A 16,019-nucleotide genomic window follows, 5' to 3' on the forward strand; every position below is an offset into this window, starting at 1 on the left:
TATTTTTTTAACATTAAATAATTTTCATATTTAAGGAGTTTTTAGGGTTTTTTTTTAGTTAACGTTATTTTATTTATTTTTATAATTTTTTTTATATCTGTAGATAAATTTATTTTGTAAGTATTTATAAATTAATTTAAATATTTATAATTAATTTAATATTATGGTATTTTATTAAGTTAAATACCTATTTAATTTAATATTTGTTAAAATTTATATTTTTGTATTTTTAATTTGATTTAATTTTATTTAATTTAATGTTTTTATTTATTTAGATTGATAAATTAAAATTTTTTATAATTTTATTATTAATTTATAATTATTTTTATTAATATTATTTTAAAATTTTAATACATTATTTATATTTATGTTAAAAAAAAAAATTTATTTTTTTATTATTTTAATAATATTTAATTGTGATTATTCATATTCATTTGAATATTTTATAGATAAAATATCTTTAATAGTAAATAATCAAATTATTTTAGAAAGTGATATTCAAAATATGATGAGTATCATAAAAATGCAAATGAAATTATTAAGTAATCTAGTAGTTAATAGAGATGTTTTACGTAAGCAATCTATAAAATATTTAATTAACAATCGGTTAATATTTTCTTTAAGCAAAAAATATAGATTTAATATTACTAATAAAGAAGTTTTAGATGATATATCAAATATAATTAATAAACTTAATATTACATTTAAAAAATTTAAATTTTATCTTTTTTGTTATGGTATTGATTATTGTGTTTATTTTAAATATCTTAAAAGAGAAATTTTAATTTCTAAGATATTAGATTATGAAATAAGTAAAAATGTTTTTATTCCTTATGAAGAATTGAACTTATTTAAAAAAGATATTTTTTATAAATATATAAAAAATAATGTTTATTTTTTAAGGTGTTTTGTTATACCTCTGTCAGAAAATTATGATTGTAAAGAATTTGCATTGAAACAGACATTATCTAATGAAATTTTTTTAAAATTAAAAAAAGGAATTAAGTTTAGAGATATTAAAAAATTATATGTAGATCATTTAAAACTAGTAAAGATTATTTTTTTTAAAAATAAGACAATTAGAAGTTTACCTGTCATATTTGAAAATTTTTTAATTAATTGTAGAATAGGAGATGTTTCTTATCCCATAAAATCTGCTGTGGGGTTTTATATTGTAAATATTAAGGATTTATTTAATAAAGTAAAAAAAATAATATTTAAAGAATTTTGTATTCGTCATATATTTATACCTAATTATTTTGTTAAAAATGATTACGATATGTTTTTGAAATTATCTTTAATTAAAAAAAGAATTGAATTTGATGATATTAGTTTTGATAATGCTATAAATATTTTTTCTATGGATAATAAATTTCTTAATGATCAAAATGGATATTTTGGATGGTTTGGTACAGATCATTTAAATAAAATATTTAAAACAGTTTTATCTAATTTGAATGTTATGCAAATTAGTAAACCACTAAAATCTTCTATGGGTTGGCATTTAATTCAATTATTAGGAATTCGTACAGTTAATTATTTACATGTATTAGAACAAATAAAATTTTATGATTACTTGTATAAAAATAAATATTTTGAGATAAAAGAATTGTTTTTAAAAAAATTAAATAAACTTTCTTATATAAAAATATATAATGAAAATGAATAGATATAATCGTGTGGTAATCACTTCTGGTGAACCTAGTGGAATAGGACCAGATATAGTAGTAAAATTAGCACAATTGAATTGGCCTGTTGAACTAGTTGTTTGTGCTTCAGGTGATTTATTAAAAGAACGTGCTAAAAAATTGAATTTACCTTTAGATTTACGTGAATTTAATTTTAACGATATTCCTCAACCTCAAATGAAGGGTACATTAACTTTATTAGATGTTCCATTAAAGAGTAAAGTTATTTTTGGACAATTGTCTAAATATAATAGTGAATATGTATTGAATACATTAAGATTATCTTGTGATGGTTGTATAAATAATAGATTTTTTGCTTTAATTACTGGTCCTGTAAATAAATTCATAATGAATCAATCTGGTATAAATTTTTTAGGACATACTGATTTTTTTTCCTCTTATTTTAATATTAAAAATATTGTTATGGTTTTAATGAATGATAGATTTCGTGTTGCTTTATTAACTAATCATATACCTATAAGAAAGGTGTCTTCTTTTATTACAGAACATAATTTAACAACTGTTATTAGAATTATTAATAAAAATTTAAAATATCTATTTAATATAATAAATCCTAAAATTTGGGTTTCTAGTTTAAATCCTCATGTGGGTGAAAATGGTTTCATTGGTGATGAAGAAAACAAAATTATTATACCAGTTTTAAACAAGTTACGTATTAATGAAAAATTAAGATTAATTGGTCCATTATCTCCTGATACTATATTTTGTTCTAAATACATAACATGTTCAGATATAATATTAACCATGTATCATGATCAGGGATTGCCTGTATTAAAATTTTGTGGCTTTAATAAAACTATAAATATTTCTTTGGGTTTACCTTTTATTCGTACATCTGTTGGACATGGTACTGCTCTATCTTTAGCGGGAACTGGTAAAGCTGATCCTACTAGTTTTATTAATGCCATAAAATGTGCAATTAAAATAATTAGAAATATTTATGAATAATTTTATATATAAGGGACATGTTGTTCAAAAAAGTTTAGGTCAATGTTTTCTTATAGATAAGCAAATTGTAAAAAATATTATTCATGTTATTAACCCTTTATATAATGATGTTTTAATTGAAATAGGTCCGGGTTTTGGATCTTTAACTATACCTGTAAGTAATTTTATAAAAAAATTATTTGTTATTGAATTAGATAAAGATTTAGTTTCGTATTTATGTAATAATAAATTGGTTTCTTCTAATGTAGTTATTTTTAAACAAAATGTTATGAATTTTAATTTTTGTTATTTTTCTTTAATTTATAATAAAAATATTAGAATATTTGGTAATTTACCTTATAATATATCAGTTTCTTTAATTATTCATTTAATTAAATATATAAATCATATAAAAGATATGAATTTTATGATGCAAAAGGAAGTTGTAGATAAGTTGATTTCTTCTCCAGGAAGTAAAAATTATTGCAGATTAACTGTTATTATGCAATATTATTATGAAATATTTTTTTTATTTCATGTTTATCCTAAATCTTTTATTCCTAATCCTAAAATTGATTCTTCTTTTGTTAAGATTATACCTCGTGGTAAAAATATTTATAAAGTTAATAATATTAAATTATTTAATTTAATTGTTAAATTTGCTTTTATGTATCGTAGAAAAATGTTACGTAATAGTTTAAGTAATTTTTTTACTGTTAAAGATTTAATAAGATTAAATATTAACCCTGATTTTCGTGCTGAAAATATTTCTGTTTATGATTTTTGTAGATTATCTAATAATTTATAAAATATTTTTTTTAATTTTAAATTTGTTATAATTTATTATGTAAAATAATTTATTATTAAAGAATATTAATTTATGAGTAATTATTTTGTAGGTGATATACATGGTTGTTATGATGAATTACAACTTTTGCTTAAAAAGGTATTTTTTGATCCTAATAAAGATGTATTATGGACTACTGGAGATTTGGTTTTTAAAGGAAATAAATCTTTAGATGTTTTAAGATATATTTGTTCTTTAGATAGAAGTGCACGTGTTGTTTTAGGTAATAATGATTTATTATTTATTGCGATTTATTTAAATATTGTTCAATTTAAAATTAAAGAAAATTTATCTTCTATATTTTTATCTGATGATATACTTGATTTAATTAATTGGTTACGACATCAACCATTTATTCAAATTGATAAAAGTAAAAAAATAATTTTATCTCATGCTGGTATTCATCCAAAATGGAATATTAGTACTTTAATTTATCATTCTGAATTAATAAATGAAATATTATCTAGTAGTATTTATGATGTTTTTCTAAATTATGTATTTAATGATAAAGTTATTGATGTTTTATTTAAATCAATAGATTTTGAAAATATGAATTTTATATTGGATGTGTTTACTAACATGAGATATTTTTTACCAGATGGCAAATTGGAATTATTATGCAAATTAAGTCCATTTTATGCACCTTCTCATTTAGTACCTTGGTATTTAAAATCAAATGCTATACCAGATGATTATAAAATAATATTTGGACATTGGTCTTCTTTAATTAATGTTAACTTACCTTCTAATGTTATTTTTTTAGATTATGGATGTTGTTGGGGTGGATATTTAATAATGTTTAGATGGGAAGATAATAAGTTTTTTAAAGTAAAATCTTTTTTTAAAAATAAATAATTTTATTTAACTTATTTAATTAAATAAGTTTTGTTATTATCAATTGTTTTTTAATTTTTTAATTTTTATTTAAATATACTTTTTTTTGTACATATATTTTATATTAATTATTTTTATTTATTACGCCCTACAGGAATTGAACCTGTAACCTACAGCTTAGAAGGCTGTTGCTCTATCCATATTGAGCTAAGGGCGCATTTTTTATATATTGTTTATTTTGAGTATGATAAAATTAATATTTTTGTACATATATTTGATAATTTTTCTTTTTTGTTAAAAATCTTTTCTATGAAAATATATTGTATACTAAAAATTGTTTATTTTTATTTTATTTTCAGTTTTGAATTTATTTAAATGAAAATGTGCAAGTTTAATTATAGTTAATGTTTTATAGTTTTTTTTTTATTTTTTTAATTTGGAAATAAATATTATTACTGATAATTGTATGTTTTTTTACATATTTTAGATGTATTTAGTTGATATATTAAGTAAATTATTTTCTGATAATTTTTTTTGTTATGTTTTATTTAATAAAATTAATTATATTTTAGTTTAACTAATTTTTATTTTTTTAAAATATTTTTTGTTTTTGCTCTTGATGCTTAATTAAGCGGCCCCATCTAAATTGACATATAGAGTTTATAATTAAATAAAATTTACAGATTTTGTATATAGTAATTAAATTTATTTAAGAGGTTTTTATATGAGTAAAATTATAGGTATTGATTTAGGTACTACTAATTCTTGTGTTGCTATTATGGATGGTAATAAAGCTAGAGTTTTAGAAAATTCTGAAGGTGATCGTACCACACCTTCTATTATAGCATATACTCAAGATAATGAGATATTAGTTGGTCAACCTGCAAAACGTCAAGCAGTGACAAATCCAGAGAATACTTTATTTGCAATAAAGCGTTTAATAGGAAGACGTTTTAAAGATGAAGAAGTGCAACGTGATATTAAAATAATGCCTTATAAAATAGTTGAATCTAAAAATGGTGATGCTTGGTTAAATGTAAAAAATAAAAAAATGGCACCTCCTCAAATTTCAGCTGAAATTTTAAAGAAAATGAAAAAAACAGCAGAAGATTATTTAGGAGAAGTTATTAATGAAGCTGTTATAACTGTACCTGCATATTTTAATGATGCTCAGAGGCAAGCTACTAAAGATGCTGGTCGTATAGCTGGATTAGAAGTTAAACGTATAATTAATGAACCAACTGCGGCAGCTTTAGCTTATGGTTTAGACAAAGGAAAAGGTAATCGTATTATTGCTGTATATGATTTAGGTGGAGGTACTTTTGATATTTCTGTGATAGAAATAGATGAAGTTGATGGTGAAAAAACCTTTGAGGTTTTAGCTACTAATGGAGATACTCATTTAGGGGGAGAAGATTTTGATAGCCGTTTGATAAATTATTTGGTAAATGAATTTAAAAAAGATACTGGTATTGATCTTCATAATGATCCATTGGCTATGCAACGTTTAAAAGAATCTTCAGAAAAAGCTAAAATTGAATTATCTTCTACACATCAAACTGATGTTAATTTGCCGTATATAACAGCGGATTCTAATGGTCCTAAACATTTAAATATTAAAGTTACTCGTGCTAAATTAGAATCTTTAGTTGAAGATTTAATTTATAAGTCCATAGAACCTATGAAAGTTGCTTTAAAAGATGCAAATTTGTCTGTAGAAAATATAAATGATGTAATTTTAGTTGGTGGTCAAACTCGTATGCCTATGGTTCAAGTAAAGGTAGCAGAATATTTTAAAAAAGAACCTCGTAAGGATGTTAATCCTGATGAAGCAGTAGCTATAGGAGCAGCTGTGCAAGCAGGAGTTTTATCTGGAGATGTCAAAGATGTCTTGTTATTAGATGTTACTCCTTTATCATTAGGGATAGAAACTATGGGTGGAGTAATGACTTCTTTAATAAGTAAAAATACAACAATACCTACTAAACATAGTCAAGTATTTTCTACAGCTGAAGATAATCAATCAGCTGTTACTATACACGTATTACAAGGTGAACGTAAACGTGCTTTGGATAATAAATCTTTAGGTCAATTTAACTTGGATGGTATACAACCTGCTCCTAGAGGTATACCACAAATTGAAGTTACTTTTGATATTGATGCTGATGGTATTTTACATGTATCTGCTAAAGATAATAATACAGGGAAAGAACAAAGAATAACTGTCAAAGCATCATCCGGTTTGAATGAAGGTGAAATAGATAAAATGATACGTGATGCAGAAAATAATGCTGAATCTGATCGTAAATTTGAAGAATTAGTTCAAGTAAAAAACCAAGGAGATCAAATATTACATAGTACTAGAAAACAATTAAAAGATATCGGTGATAAATTAATTTTAGATGATAAAAATATTATAGAAAATGCTTTAAATGATTTAGAATTATCTTTAAAATCTGATAATAAGGAAGATATACAAAGTAAAATACAATCTTTAATTCAAGTTTCTAATAAACTTATAGAAGCCATGAAGAACCAAGATAAAATGTCTTCATCAACATCATCTAAAACAAAAAATAATAATAAACAAAATTCAGACGTTGTGGATGCTGATTTTGAAGAGATAAAAGATAATAAAAAATAATTTTATTTTATATTTTTATATTTTTTAATATATGTGGTTATATTTTTTATATTTTATAGTTATATAATTATTAAGAGTAAATTATACAATGATTAAAAAAGATTGTTATGATATTTTGGGTATTTCTAAATCTGCTAGTAATCGTGATATTAAAAAAGCTTATAAACGATTAGCCATTAAGTTTCATCCTGATCGTAATCAGGGTAATAAATTAGCAGAAGATAAATTTAAGGAAGTAAAAGAAGCATATGAAATTTTAAGTGATAAACAAAAACGTTCATCTTATGATCAGTATGGTTATGAAGCATTTAATAACAATAGTTCTTCTCATACTTCTTATCATACTAATGCTGATTTTGGAGATATTTTTGGTGATGTTTTTGGAGATATTTTTGGTAATTCTAGACGTCGTCAACATAAATCTTCTGGTTCAGATTTATGTTATGAGTTAGATGTTACTTTGGAGGAAGCAGTAATTGGTATTACTAAAAAAATACAATTATCAGTTTTACAAAGATGTAATGTTTGTAGGGGTAGTGGTGCCAAAAGAGGTACAAAATCAAAATTATGTAAAACATGTAATGGTGCTGGTCAAGTTCAAGTGAGACAAGGTTTTTTTACTGTACAACAAACTTGTCCAGCTTGTAGTGGTGATGGATCAGTTATAAATGATCCATGTAATTTATGTGATGGTAATGGGCGTATTAAACGTAATAAAACATTGTCTGTTAAAATACCATCCGGGGTAGATACTGGTGATAAGATTCGTTTAACAGGTGAAGGTGAATATGGTGTGAGAGGTGGATCTTCAGGTGATTTATATGTTGAAATAAAAGTTAAAAGTCATTCTATTTTTTCAAGAGAAAATAATAATTTATATTGTGAAGTTCCTATTAGTTTTATAATGGCGGCTTTAGGCGGTGAAATAGAAGTACCAACATTAAATGGTAGAATAAAATTAAGAATACCAGCTGAGACACAAACTGGTAAATCATTTCGTATGAGGGGTAAAGGAGTAAGATCTATTAGGAGTAATTATTTAGGTGATTTATTGTGCAAAGTTATTGTGGAAACACCTGTTAATTTAAATTATGAACAAAAAAAATTATTATATAAATTAGGTAAAAGTCTTGATTGTTCATCTTCTAAAGTAAATAATCCTAAATCAAAAAATTTTTTTAATGGAGTTAAAAAATTTTTTGATGATTTAACACGTTGATATTTTAATTTTATTTTATCTAAAATTTTTATAATTTTTACATTCTTATTTGTTTATATTATGGTTAAATGTTGTAGGTTTTTTTTTAATAAAATAAATAATAATTATTTTTTATTAGTGGTATTTTTTATTACATTATTACTTGCCAATAATAATTATACTAAAAAAATATATTTTTCTTTAATATATTTACCACATAATTTTAATATTTTAGGTTTTAATTTTAGTTATATTACGTATTTTTTTGTTAATAATTTTTTAATGACATTTTTGTTTTTTAAAATAATTTTAGAACTTAAATATGAAAGATTTATGGGTTTTTTAGCTAATAATTATGTTATTTTTTTACCTGCTTTTGCTGCTTTAGGAGGGATGTTATTGCCTGGATTGATTTTTTATTTATTTAATTTCAATAATATAATTATTAGACATGGTTGGGCTATTCCAACTGTTACAGATATACCTTTTGTTATATGTATTTTATCAATATTAAATTCTTATATTCCTGTTTCATTTAGAACTTTTTTATTAATATTATCTGTTTTTGATGATATAATTGCAATTTTAATTATTGCTATATTTTATAATAAGAATATTTCTATATTTTTTTTATTTCTATCTTTTTTAAATATTTTATTTTTATTTTTGTTGTATTTTTTTAAAAATAAAAGTCTTATTGTTTATTTATTTTGTGGTTTATTTTTGTGGTTTATGTTATTTAAATCCGGGATACATCCAACTATGACTGGACTATTTATGGGATTATTTTCATCTGATAGATATATAATTAATAATGTTAGTTTAGATAGAATTTTATATTCTAATTTAAGATTTTTCGTAGATAAAATAATTTTACCTATTTTTATTTTTGTAAATTCTGGTGTTTGTTTCTTACATATTCATTTTAAAGATTTTTTTTCTTTTTTATTTTTAGGTATATTTTTTGGTTTATTTTTAGGTAAACCTATAGGTATAACATTTTTTAGTTGGGTTTTTACTAAATTAAAAAGTAAAAGTATGTTAATTGATTTAAATATTTATAATATTTTATCCGCAGGTATTATTTCTGGAATTGGTTTTACAATGTCTATTTTTATTATTTTACTTTCATATAATAGTAGTTATGATTTTATATTAATAGAAATAGCTAAATTAGGAGTTTTTTTATCTTCTTTAGTATCCGGTATATTAGGATGTTTAATGATAAAAAAACAATTTAAAAAAAATTGATTTTTAAATTGTTTTTATTTTAATGGTTAAATTTGATTTATGTCTAGCAGCTTTATTTTTATGTATAATTTTTTTAAAAACTAATTTATCTAAAATTTTTTGTAATTGTTTAAATTCAATATTAGCTTTTTCTTTATTTTTTTCATTTATTGCATTTTGTGTTCTTTTAATAAATGTTTTCATCATAGATTTTTTACTAACATTATGTTTCCTTTTGTTTTCGTTTATTTTTATTCTTTTGTTGGCTGATTTAGTATTTGTCATAATATTATTCCTATTAAAATATAATAAATTATATATTAATATAATTATTTAGTTATTTTAGCAAATAATTTTATTTAAAAAATTTTTTTTTCTAATTATTTTAAATAACATTAAAATCCAAAATAATTATATATTTATTTTTTTATATTAGTATAATCTAAATTTATTAATTATTTTATAATATTTTTATTTAGTAAATTATGCGTTTAATACGTGGTATATATAATTTAAAAAATGAGTATCGTACATGTGTATTAACTATTGGTAATTTTGATGGTGTACATTTAGGTCATCAAATGTTATTAAAGCGTTTATGTATAGAAGGTTCTAATTATAATGTGAAGACAATGGTAATATTGTTTGAACCCCATCCATTGGAAGTTTTAAAACCATTCACCCCTTTTATCCGTATAACTTCTTTTCGTGAAAAAGTTAAATATTTGTCTGCATTAGGTATTGATTTAGTTTTATGTATTCGTTTTAAAGTAGATTTTGCTTCTTTAAATGCTAAGTTTTTTATTAAAAAATTTTTAATAAATAATTTATTTATTAAATTATTGATTGTTGGAGATGATTTTTGTTTGGGAGCAAAACGTCATTGTGATGTAAAATATTTAAAAAGGTTAGGTTTAAAATATGGTTTTAATGTTGTTAATATTAATACTTATTTATATAAGAAAATACGAATTAGTAGTTCTTTAATACGTAAGTATTTGTGTGTTAATGATTTTAATTATGTTAAATTATTATTGGGTAGATCTTTTATGATTTCTGGTCGTGTTGTAAAAGGTAATTCTATTGGATGTAATATTATTGGATACCCCACAGCAAATATATCTATTAATCATACTACTTTTCCTCTTAGAGGGGTTTATGCTGTTAAAATTTATGGATTATTTTTAGATCCTATATATGGAATTGCTAATATTGGTACTTGTCCTACTTTTTATGGGACTAAATTAAAGATGGAAGTACACTTATTGGATATTTTTATCAATTTATATTATTATCGTATTGATATATTATTTTGTTGTAAAATAAGAGATGAAAAATTTTTTCATTCAATAGATAAATTAAAAAAACAAATTAGTAATGATATTATGATTGTTAAAAGATATTTTAAATTAGAAATGTAATATTTTATTTTATAAAATTATGATTATGAATAAGTATAAAAATACTTTAAATTTACCAAATACTAAATTTCCTATGAAGGCTAATTTGGTAAAAAAAGAAATAGATATCTTAAATAATTGGAACAAGGGTAATCTTTATTCAAGAATTCGTTCAGCTAAAAAAAATAGAAAATTATTTATTTTGCATGATGGTCCTCCTTATGCTAATGGTAATATTCACATTGGTCATGCTATGAATAAAATTATCAAAGATATAATAATTAAATCAAAGAGTTTGGGAAATTATAATGCTCCTTATATACCTGGATGGGATTGTCATGGTCTACCTATTGAACATGTTATAGAGAAAAATATTAGTCAAACTAAAAAGAAATTGTTATTGAGTGATTTTAGAAAATTTTGTCGTCAATATGCTAATATACAGGTTAATAAACAAAAAGAAGAGTTTATTAGATTAGGTGTAATTGCTGATTGGAATAATCCCTATTTAACTATGGATTATCCAAATGAAGCTAATATTATTAGAGTTTTAATAAAAATTATAAAAAAAGGTTATTTATATAGAGAATGTTTTCCTGTTTATTGGTGTGTTAAATGTCAATCTTCCTTGGCGGAAGCTGAAGTTGAATATTGTAATAAAATTTCTTTATCAGCGGATATTTTATTTAAATCAATTGATGTTGAAGATGTTCTCTTTAGATTTGGTATTCATGAAAATAGAGATTTTAAATCTATATATTGTGTAGCTTGGAGTACTGCTTTATGGACTATACCTGCCAATAGTGGTTTATGTGTTCATCCTAATTTAAATTATATTTTATTGTTACATAATAACTATGGTTATATAATTTCTGAAAATTCACTTTCAGATTTTATTATTAGAGTAAATATAAAAAATTATTCTGTTGTGGAAAATGTTTGTGTAGGTAAAAAATTAGAATTTTTATATTTTTTTCATCCATTTTTAGATAATAAAGTTCCTTTAGTTCTCAGTGATCATGTTAATTTGTATGAGGGTAATGCAATAGTTCATATAGCACCTAATTATGGTTTAGATGATTATTTGATTGGTAAAAAGTATAAATTAAAATCAAATAATATTATTGATTCTTATGGTAATTATTTATTTAATGTACATTATTTATTAAATGAATTAAATATTTTTGATGCAAATAATGATCTTTTAGAAATATTTTATAAAAAAAATATATTGTTACATAGTAAGGAAATAAAACATAGTTATCCATATTGTTGGAGACATAAATACCCTGTTATATTTTTTTCGACTTATCAATGGTTTATTAATTTAGAAAAAAATAATTTACGTAAAAAAATATTGAAAGAAATAGAAAATGTTATATGGTTACCAACATGGGCTAAAAATAATATGTTATCTATGGTTAGTAAAAGACCTAATTGGTGTATCTCTAGGCAAAGAAATTGGGGTGTTCCTATTCCATTATTCATTAATAAAAATACAGGTGATTTGCATCCAAATACAATTGATTTAATGAAAAAAGTTGCTGATCTTGTAGAATTAAATGGTGTTGATATATGGTGGGAAATAGATTATGTAAAAATTTTTAATATTAATGAAGAAGAATATATTAAAATTATTGATATATTGGATGTATGGTTTGATTCTGGAGCGACAGTTTATTCAGTATTATCTAAAAGAAAAGAATTTAATAGTTGTTTTGCTGATGTTTATTTTGAAGGTTCTGATCAACACAGAGGATGGTTTATGTCTTCTTTAATCATTTCTATGATTATTAATAATAGATCCCCTTATCATCAAGTTTTAACACATGGATTTGTTGTTGATTCTTTAGGTCATAAAATGTCTAAGTCTTTAGGTAATATTATAGAGCCTTCTTATATTATTAATAAATTTGGAGCTGATATTTTACGTTTATGTATTGCATATTCTGATTATTTTAATGAAATTTCTATTTCTAATGATATTTTAAATACTTCAATAAGTATTTATAGACGTATACGCAACACTATTCGTTTTTTATTGGCGAATTTAAATAATTTTGATCCTAAAATTGATATAGTTGATAAATGTAATATGTTGTCATTAGATAAATGGATAATTTATTGTATTAAAAAATTACAAAATAATATTATAGATCTTTATAATAATTATAATTTTCATGATGTAGTTAAAAAATTAGTACATTTTTGTTCTATAGATATGGGATCTTTTTATTTAGATATCATTAAAGATAGAAGATATACATTAAAGAGTGATAATATTGCTAATTTGAGTTGTCAGACGACAATTTATTATATTCTTGAGGTTCTTGTTCGTTGTATTTCTCCTATATTATCTTTTACCGCTGATGAAATTTGGAAATTTTTACCTGGTAAGCGTACAGAGTATATATTTACTGAAACATGGATTAATATTGATGATAATTATATAGTTGATGATGGTATTTGGAATATATTATTAGAAATTAGAAATGAAATTAATAAAATAATAGAAAAATTACGTTTTAATAAGGTTATATTTAATTCTTTAGATTGTTCAGTTATATTATATGTTACTAATAAAATTAATGGTTTATTATATTATTTGATTAAGGAATTAAAGTTTTTTTTTCTTGTTTCTGATGTTTTAATAATGGATTATTTCTTATCTCCTGTAAATTCTTTTAAAAGTAATGTTATTGATGGTTTAAAAATAATTGTTAAAAAAGCTTATGGAAATAAATGTGCTAGATGTTGGCATTATGATATTAGTGTAGGTAAAAGGTCAGATTTTATTGATTTATGTAAAAGATGTATTATTAATTTATATGGTAAAGGTGAAAAACGTTTCTTTATATAAATTATATTTTAAAATATTGTATTTTTTTATTATGAATATTTTAATATTTATTGATTTTTATACTAAAAAAATAGCAAGAGATAATTCTATTTTATTTAATAAAATAGAATTATTTTCTTTTTTAAATTTATTTTATGTTAGAAATTATGGTATAGCATTTAGTTTATTATCTAGTAATAGTACATTTGAATATTGGTTAATAATTATTATATCTGTTTTGATAATATTTATTATTTTTATTAAATTATATATTTCAGATATATATAATAATAAATTAATAATTTCTATGTTATTTATTTTAAGTGGAGCGATTGGTAATTTAATTAATAGAATTATTAATGGTTATGTTATTGATTTTATTGATTTACATATAAAAAATTATCATTTTGCAACTTTTAATTTTGCAGATTTTTTTATTTGTTTTGGTGTATTTTTATTATTTTTAAAATAATAAATTTTATTTATAAATTATTATATTTAATATTTTATTATTTTTTTTAGTTTAATAATTCATATGATTTTTATTTTAAATGATCATATAAGTTTTATGTTAATTTATATTTTAATACAAAAATGGTAAATTAATATTATGAATTTATAATTTTATTATTTATTTTAAAATATTTGGTTTAAATAAAATTATTTAAATATTTATAATTATTATTTATTAAAGATAAAATTGATATTTTTAATTATATTAAGATTAAATGGTATTTAATTAGTAAAGTATATATAATAAGTATTATTTTAATTATTTATTCAATAGTAATAATTAATAAAAGATAATATAATTTTTAATTATCTAAAATTAGTAATAAAATAAGTTAAATATATTAATAAAACTGTATTTTTTTATATAAATTTATATTTTTATTTAAATTTTGTACCACCTATGGTTAATTTATTAATTTTTAATGTTGGTAATCCAACTCCTACAGGGATATTTTGTCCATCTTTTGAACATGTACCCATTCCATCATCCAATTTTAAATCATTTGCTATCATGGAAATTTCTTTCATAACTTCTATTCCTGAACCAATTAAAGTTGTTCCTTTTATAGCTGTGCATATTTTACCTTTTTTTATTAGATATGCTTCTGAAGCTGAAAAAACAAATTGTCCGGATGTTATGTCTACTTGTCCTCCATTGAAGTTTACAGCATATATTCCAAAATCTATACTATTTATTATTTCTTCTGGAGTAGATTTACCAGATAACATATATGTGTTTGTCATTCTAGGTAATGGTATATGTGCGTAAGATTCTCTTCTTGCATTTCCTGTGGTTATTGTATTAGTTAAACGTGCATATAATTTATCATTAAGATACTTTTTTAAAATTCCATTTTTAATCAGTATATTTTTTTGTCCTGGAGTTCCTTCATCGTCAATTGTAATTGATCCTCTTGTTTGTTGAATGGTTCCATCATCTATTATTGTGCATAATTTTGATGCTACTTTATTTCCTATTTGTTTATTAAATACAGAAGTGTTTTTATAATTAAAATCCGCTTCTAAACCATGTCCTATTGCTTCATGTAATAATATTCCAGGCCATCCGTTTCCAAGTACGACAGGTAATTTACCACCAGGTGATTCATTTGCATGAAGTCTAATTAATGCAATTCTTACCGCCTCATATGTCCAAGTATTTGCATGTATATCACCATTATCATTTTTTTTTATGAAATATTTATAATCAAATCTACCTCCTCCTCCACTTGTTCCATATTCTATTTTATTGTTTTCCTCTACTAATACATTTATAGATAATTTTATTAATGGTCTTATATCTGTATGTAATGTATAATCATCTGTATTAGCTATTAATATTTTTTCATAGGAACCTGTTAATTGTACTGTAACCTTTTTAACTCTATTATCAATTGATTTAGCTAATTTATTTATATTATGTAATAAATCAATTTTCTGTTTATTTTTTATTTGATTTAATGGATTAATGTTATTATATCTTATATATATTGGTATATTTTTGTATTTTATTTTTTTGTTTATTTTTTTGTTTATAATAAAATTATTTATTATATTTATACTTTTTTCTAATATTTTTTTGTTTATTTCATTAGAATAAGAAAATCCAACTTGTTCATTATTAATAATTCTAATTCCAACTCCTTGAGTCACATTGTAGTAATTTTCTTTAATTATTTTATCTTCTAATGTTAAAGATTCATTTTTTTTTTTTTGAAAGTAAAATTCCGCATATTCTATTTTTTTTTTTTTGAATTTATCAAGTATTGAAAATATATCTTCTTTATTTATTTTGTTTTTTGTTAAAATATCATTTATAACTGATTTTTTATTCATTTTGACAACCTATATGTTATTTTTGTTTAATTTTTTATTGAT

12 protein-coding genes and 1 tRNA gene are annotated in these 16,019 nt (G+C 21.6%); 10 read left to right on the forward strand and 3 right to left on the reverse strand.

Annotation, left to right across the window (positions count from 1 at the left end):
* Positions 1 to 367: 367 nt before the first annotated feature.
* The 4 genes from ONB71_RS00770 (at position 368) to ONB71_RS00785 (ending at position 4,338) form a co-directional block, all read left to right on the forward strand.
* Positions 368 to 1,669: a peptidylprolyl isomerase gene (locus tag ONB71_RS00770; protein WP_274360685.1), complete on the forward strand. Its 1,302-nt coding sequence runs from the start codon at positions 368 to 370 to the stop codon at positions 1,667 to 1,669.
* Positions 1,662 to 2,657, forward strand: a complete 996-nt coding sequence (gene pdxA / locus ONB71_RS00775; protein WP_274360686.1) for a 4-hydroxythreonine-4-phosphate dehydrogenase PdxA — start codon at positions 1,662 to 1,664, stop codon at positions 2,655 to 2,657. The genes ONB71_RS00770 and pdxA overlap by 8 nt, the downstream gene beginning before the upstream one ends.
* Positions 2,650 to 3,444 (forward strand): 16S rRNA (adenine(1518)-N(6)/adenine(1519)-N(6))-dimethyltransferase RsmA, encoded by a 795-nt coding sequence (gene rsmA / locus ONB71_RS00780; RefSeq protein ID WP_274360687.1) that lies wholly within the window; start codon positions 2,650 to 2,652, stop codon positions 3,442 to 3,444. The genes pdxA and rsmA overlap by 8 nt, the downstream gene beginning before the upstream one ends.
* 72 nt (positions 3,445 to 3,516) lie before the next feature.
* On the forward strand, positions 3,517 to 4,338 hold the full coding sequence (locus ONB71_RS00785) for a symmetrical bis(5'-nucleosyl)-tetraphosphatase (protein ID WP_274360688.1): 822 nt from the start codon (positions 3,517 to 3,519) through the stop codon (positions 4,336 to 4,338).
* A 121-nt stretch (positions 4,339 to 4,459) separates the two neighbouring features.
* On the opposite strand, the gene ONB71_RS00790 is transcribed toward ONB71_RS00785, so the two are convergent.
* A tRNA-Arg gene (locus tag ONB71_RS00790) sits at positions 4,460 to 4,534 on the reverse strand.
* Positions 4,535 to 5,041: 507 nt separating this feature from the next.
* Here ONB71_RS00790 and dnaK point away from each other — a divergent pair.
* From dnaK to ONB71_RS00805, 3 genes are all read left to right on the forward strand, one after another.
* A complete protein-coding gene (dnaK, locus tag ONB71_RS00795; protein WP_274360689.1) occupies positions 5,042 to 6,961 on the forward strand; it encodes a molecular chaperone DnaK in 1,920 nt (639 codons plus the stop codon).
* 88 nt (positions 6,962 to 7,049) lie between these two features.
* Positions 7,050 to 8,180 carry a molecular chaperone DnaJ gene (gene dnaJ / locus ONB71_RS00800; RefSeq protein WP_274360690.1) on the forward strand — a complete coding sequence of 377 codons (1,131 nt, stop codon included), beginning with the start codon at positions 7,050 to 7,052 and terminating at the stop codon, positions 8,178 to 8,180.
* A 60-nt stretch (positions 8,181 to 8,240) separates the two neighbouring features.
* Positions 8,241 to 9,410, forward strand: coding sequence for a Na+/H+ antiporter NhaA (locus tag ONB71_RS00805; RefSeq protein WP_274360691.1), 1,170 nt, complete (start codon positions 8,241 to 8,243; stop codon positions 9,408 to 9,410).
* A 3-nt stretch (positions 9,411 to 9,413) separates the two neighbouring features.
* Here the strand turns inward: ONB71_RS00805 and rpsT are convergent, their stop codons facing one another.
* On the reverse strand, positions 9,414 to 9,674 hold the full coding sequence (rpsT, locus tag ONB71_RS00810) for a 30S ribosomal protein S20 (protein ID WP_274360692.1): 261 nt from the start codon (positions 9,672 to 9,674) through the stop codon (positions 9,414 to 9,416).
* A gap of 200 nt (positions 9,675 to 9,874) precedes the next feature.
* Here rpsT and ribF point away from each other — a divergent pair, with 200 nt between their 5' ends.
* Genes ribF through lspA form a run of 3 tightly spaced genes read left to right on the forward strand, consistent with a single transcriptional unit; the run spans position 9,875 to position 14,100 of the window.
* Positions 9,875 to 10,810: a bifunctional riboflavin kinase/FAD synthetase gene (gene ribF / locus ONB71_RS00815; protein ID WP_274360693.1), complete on the forward strand. Its 936-nt coding sequence runs from the start codon at positions 9,875 to 9,877 to the stop codon at positions 10,808 to 10,810.
* A 25-nt stretch (positions 10,811 to 10,835) separates the two neighbouring features.
* Positions 10,836 to 13,649, forward strand: coding sequence for an isoleucine--tRNA ligase (gene ileS / locus ONB71_RS00820; protein WP_274360694.1), 2,814 nt, complete (start codon positions 10,836 to 10,838; stop codon positions 13,647 to 13,649).
* Positions 13,618 to 14,100 (forward strand): signal peptidase II, encoded by a 483-nt coding sequence (gene lspA / locus ONB71_RS00825; RefSeq protein WP_274360695.1) that lies wholly within the window; start codon positions 13,618 to 13,620, stop codon positions 14,098 to 14,100. The genes ileS and lspA overlap by 32 nt, the downstream gene beginning before the upstream one ends.
* 419 nt (positions 14,101 to 14,519) lie before the next feature.
* On the opposite strand, the gene tldD is transcribed toward lspA, so the two are convergent.
* On the reverse strand, positions 14,520 to 15,977 hold the full coding sequence (gene tldD, locus ONB71_RS00830) for a metalloprotease TldD (protein WP_274360696.1): 1,458 nt from the start codon (positions 15,975 to 15,977) through the stop codon (positions 14,520 to 14,522).
* Positions 15,978 to 16,019 lie beyond the last annotated feature (42 nt).

This window comes from Candidatus Purcelliella pentastirinorum, from assembly GCF_028748785.1.
Lineage (GTDB): Bacteria > Pseudomonadota > Gammaproteobacteria > Enterobacterales > Enterobacteriaceae > Purcelliella > Purcelliella pentastirinorum_A.

Coding starts and splice junctions, on each gene's coding strand:
- ribF (WP_274360693.1), top strand. CDS start 9,875: ATGCGTTTAATACGTGGTATATATAATTTAAAAAATGAGTATCGTACA.
- tldD (WP_274360696.1), bottom strand. CDS start 15,977: ATGAATAAAAAATCAGTTATAAATGATATTTTAACAAAAAACAAAATA.
- dnaK (WP_274360689.1), top strand. CDS start 5,042: ATGAGTAAAATTATAGGTATTGATTTAGGTACTACTAATTCTTGTGTT.
- ONB71_RS00770 (WP_274360685.1), top strand. CDS start 368: ATGTTAAAAAAAAAAATTTATTTTTTTATTATTTTAATAATATTTAAT.
- ileS (WP_274360694.1), top strand. CDS start 10,836: ATGAATAAGTATAAAAATACTTTAAATTTACCAAATACTAAATTTCCT.
- pdxA (WP_274360686.1), top strand. CDS start 1,662: ATGAATAGATATAATCGTGTGGTAATCACTTCTGGTGAACCTAGTGGA.
- dnaJ (WP_274360690.1), top strand. CDS start 7,050: ATGATTAAAAAAGATTGTTATGATATTTTGGGTATTTCTAAATCTGCT.
- rpsT (WP_274360692.1), bottom strand. CDS start 9,674: ATGACAAATACTAAATCAGCCAACAAAAGAATAAAAATAAACGAAAAC.
- lspA (WP_274360695.1), top strand. CDS start 13,618: ATGGTAAAGGTGAAAAACGTTTCTTTATATAAATTATATTTTAAAATA.
- ONB71_RS00805 (WP_274360691.1), top strand. CDS start 8,241: ATGGTTAAATGTTGTAGGTTTTTTTTTAATAAAATAAATAATAATTAT.
- ONB71_RS00785 (WP_274360688.1), top strand. CDS start 3,517: ATGAGTAATTATTTTGTAGGTGATATACATGGTTGTTATGATGAATTA.
- rsmA (WP_274360687.1), top strand. CDS start 2,650: ATGAATAATTTTATATATAAGGGACATGTTGTTCAAAAAAGTTTAGGT.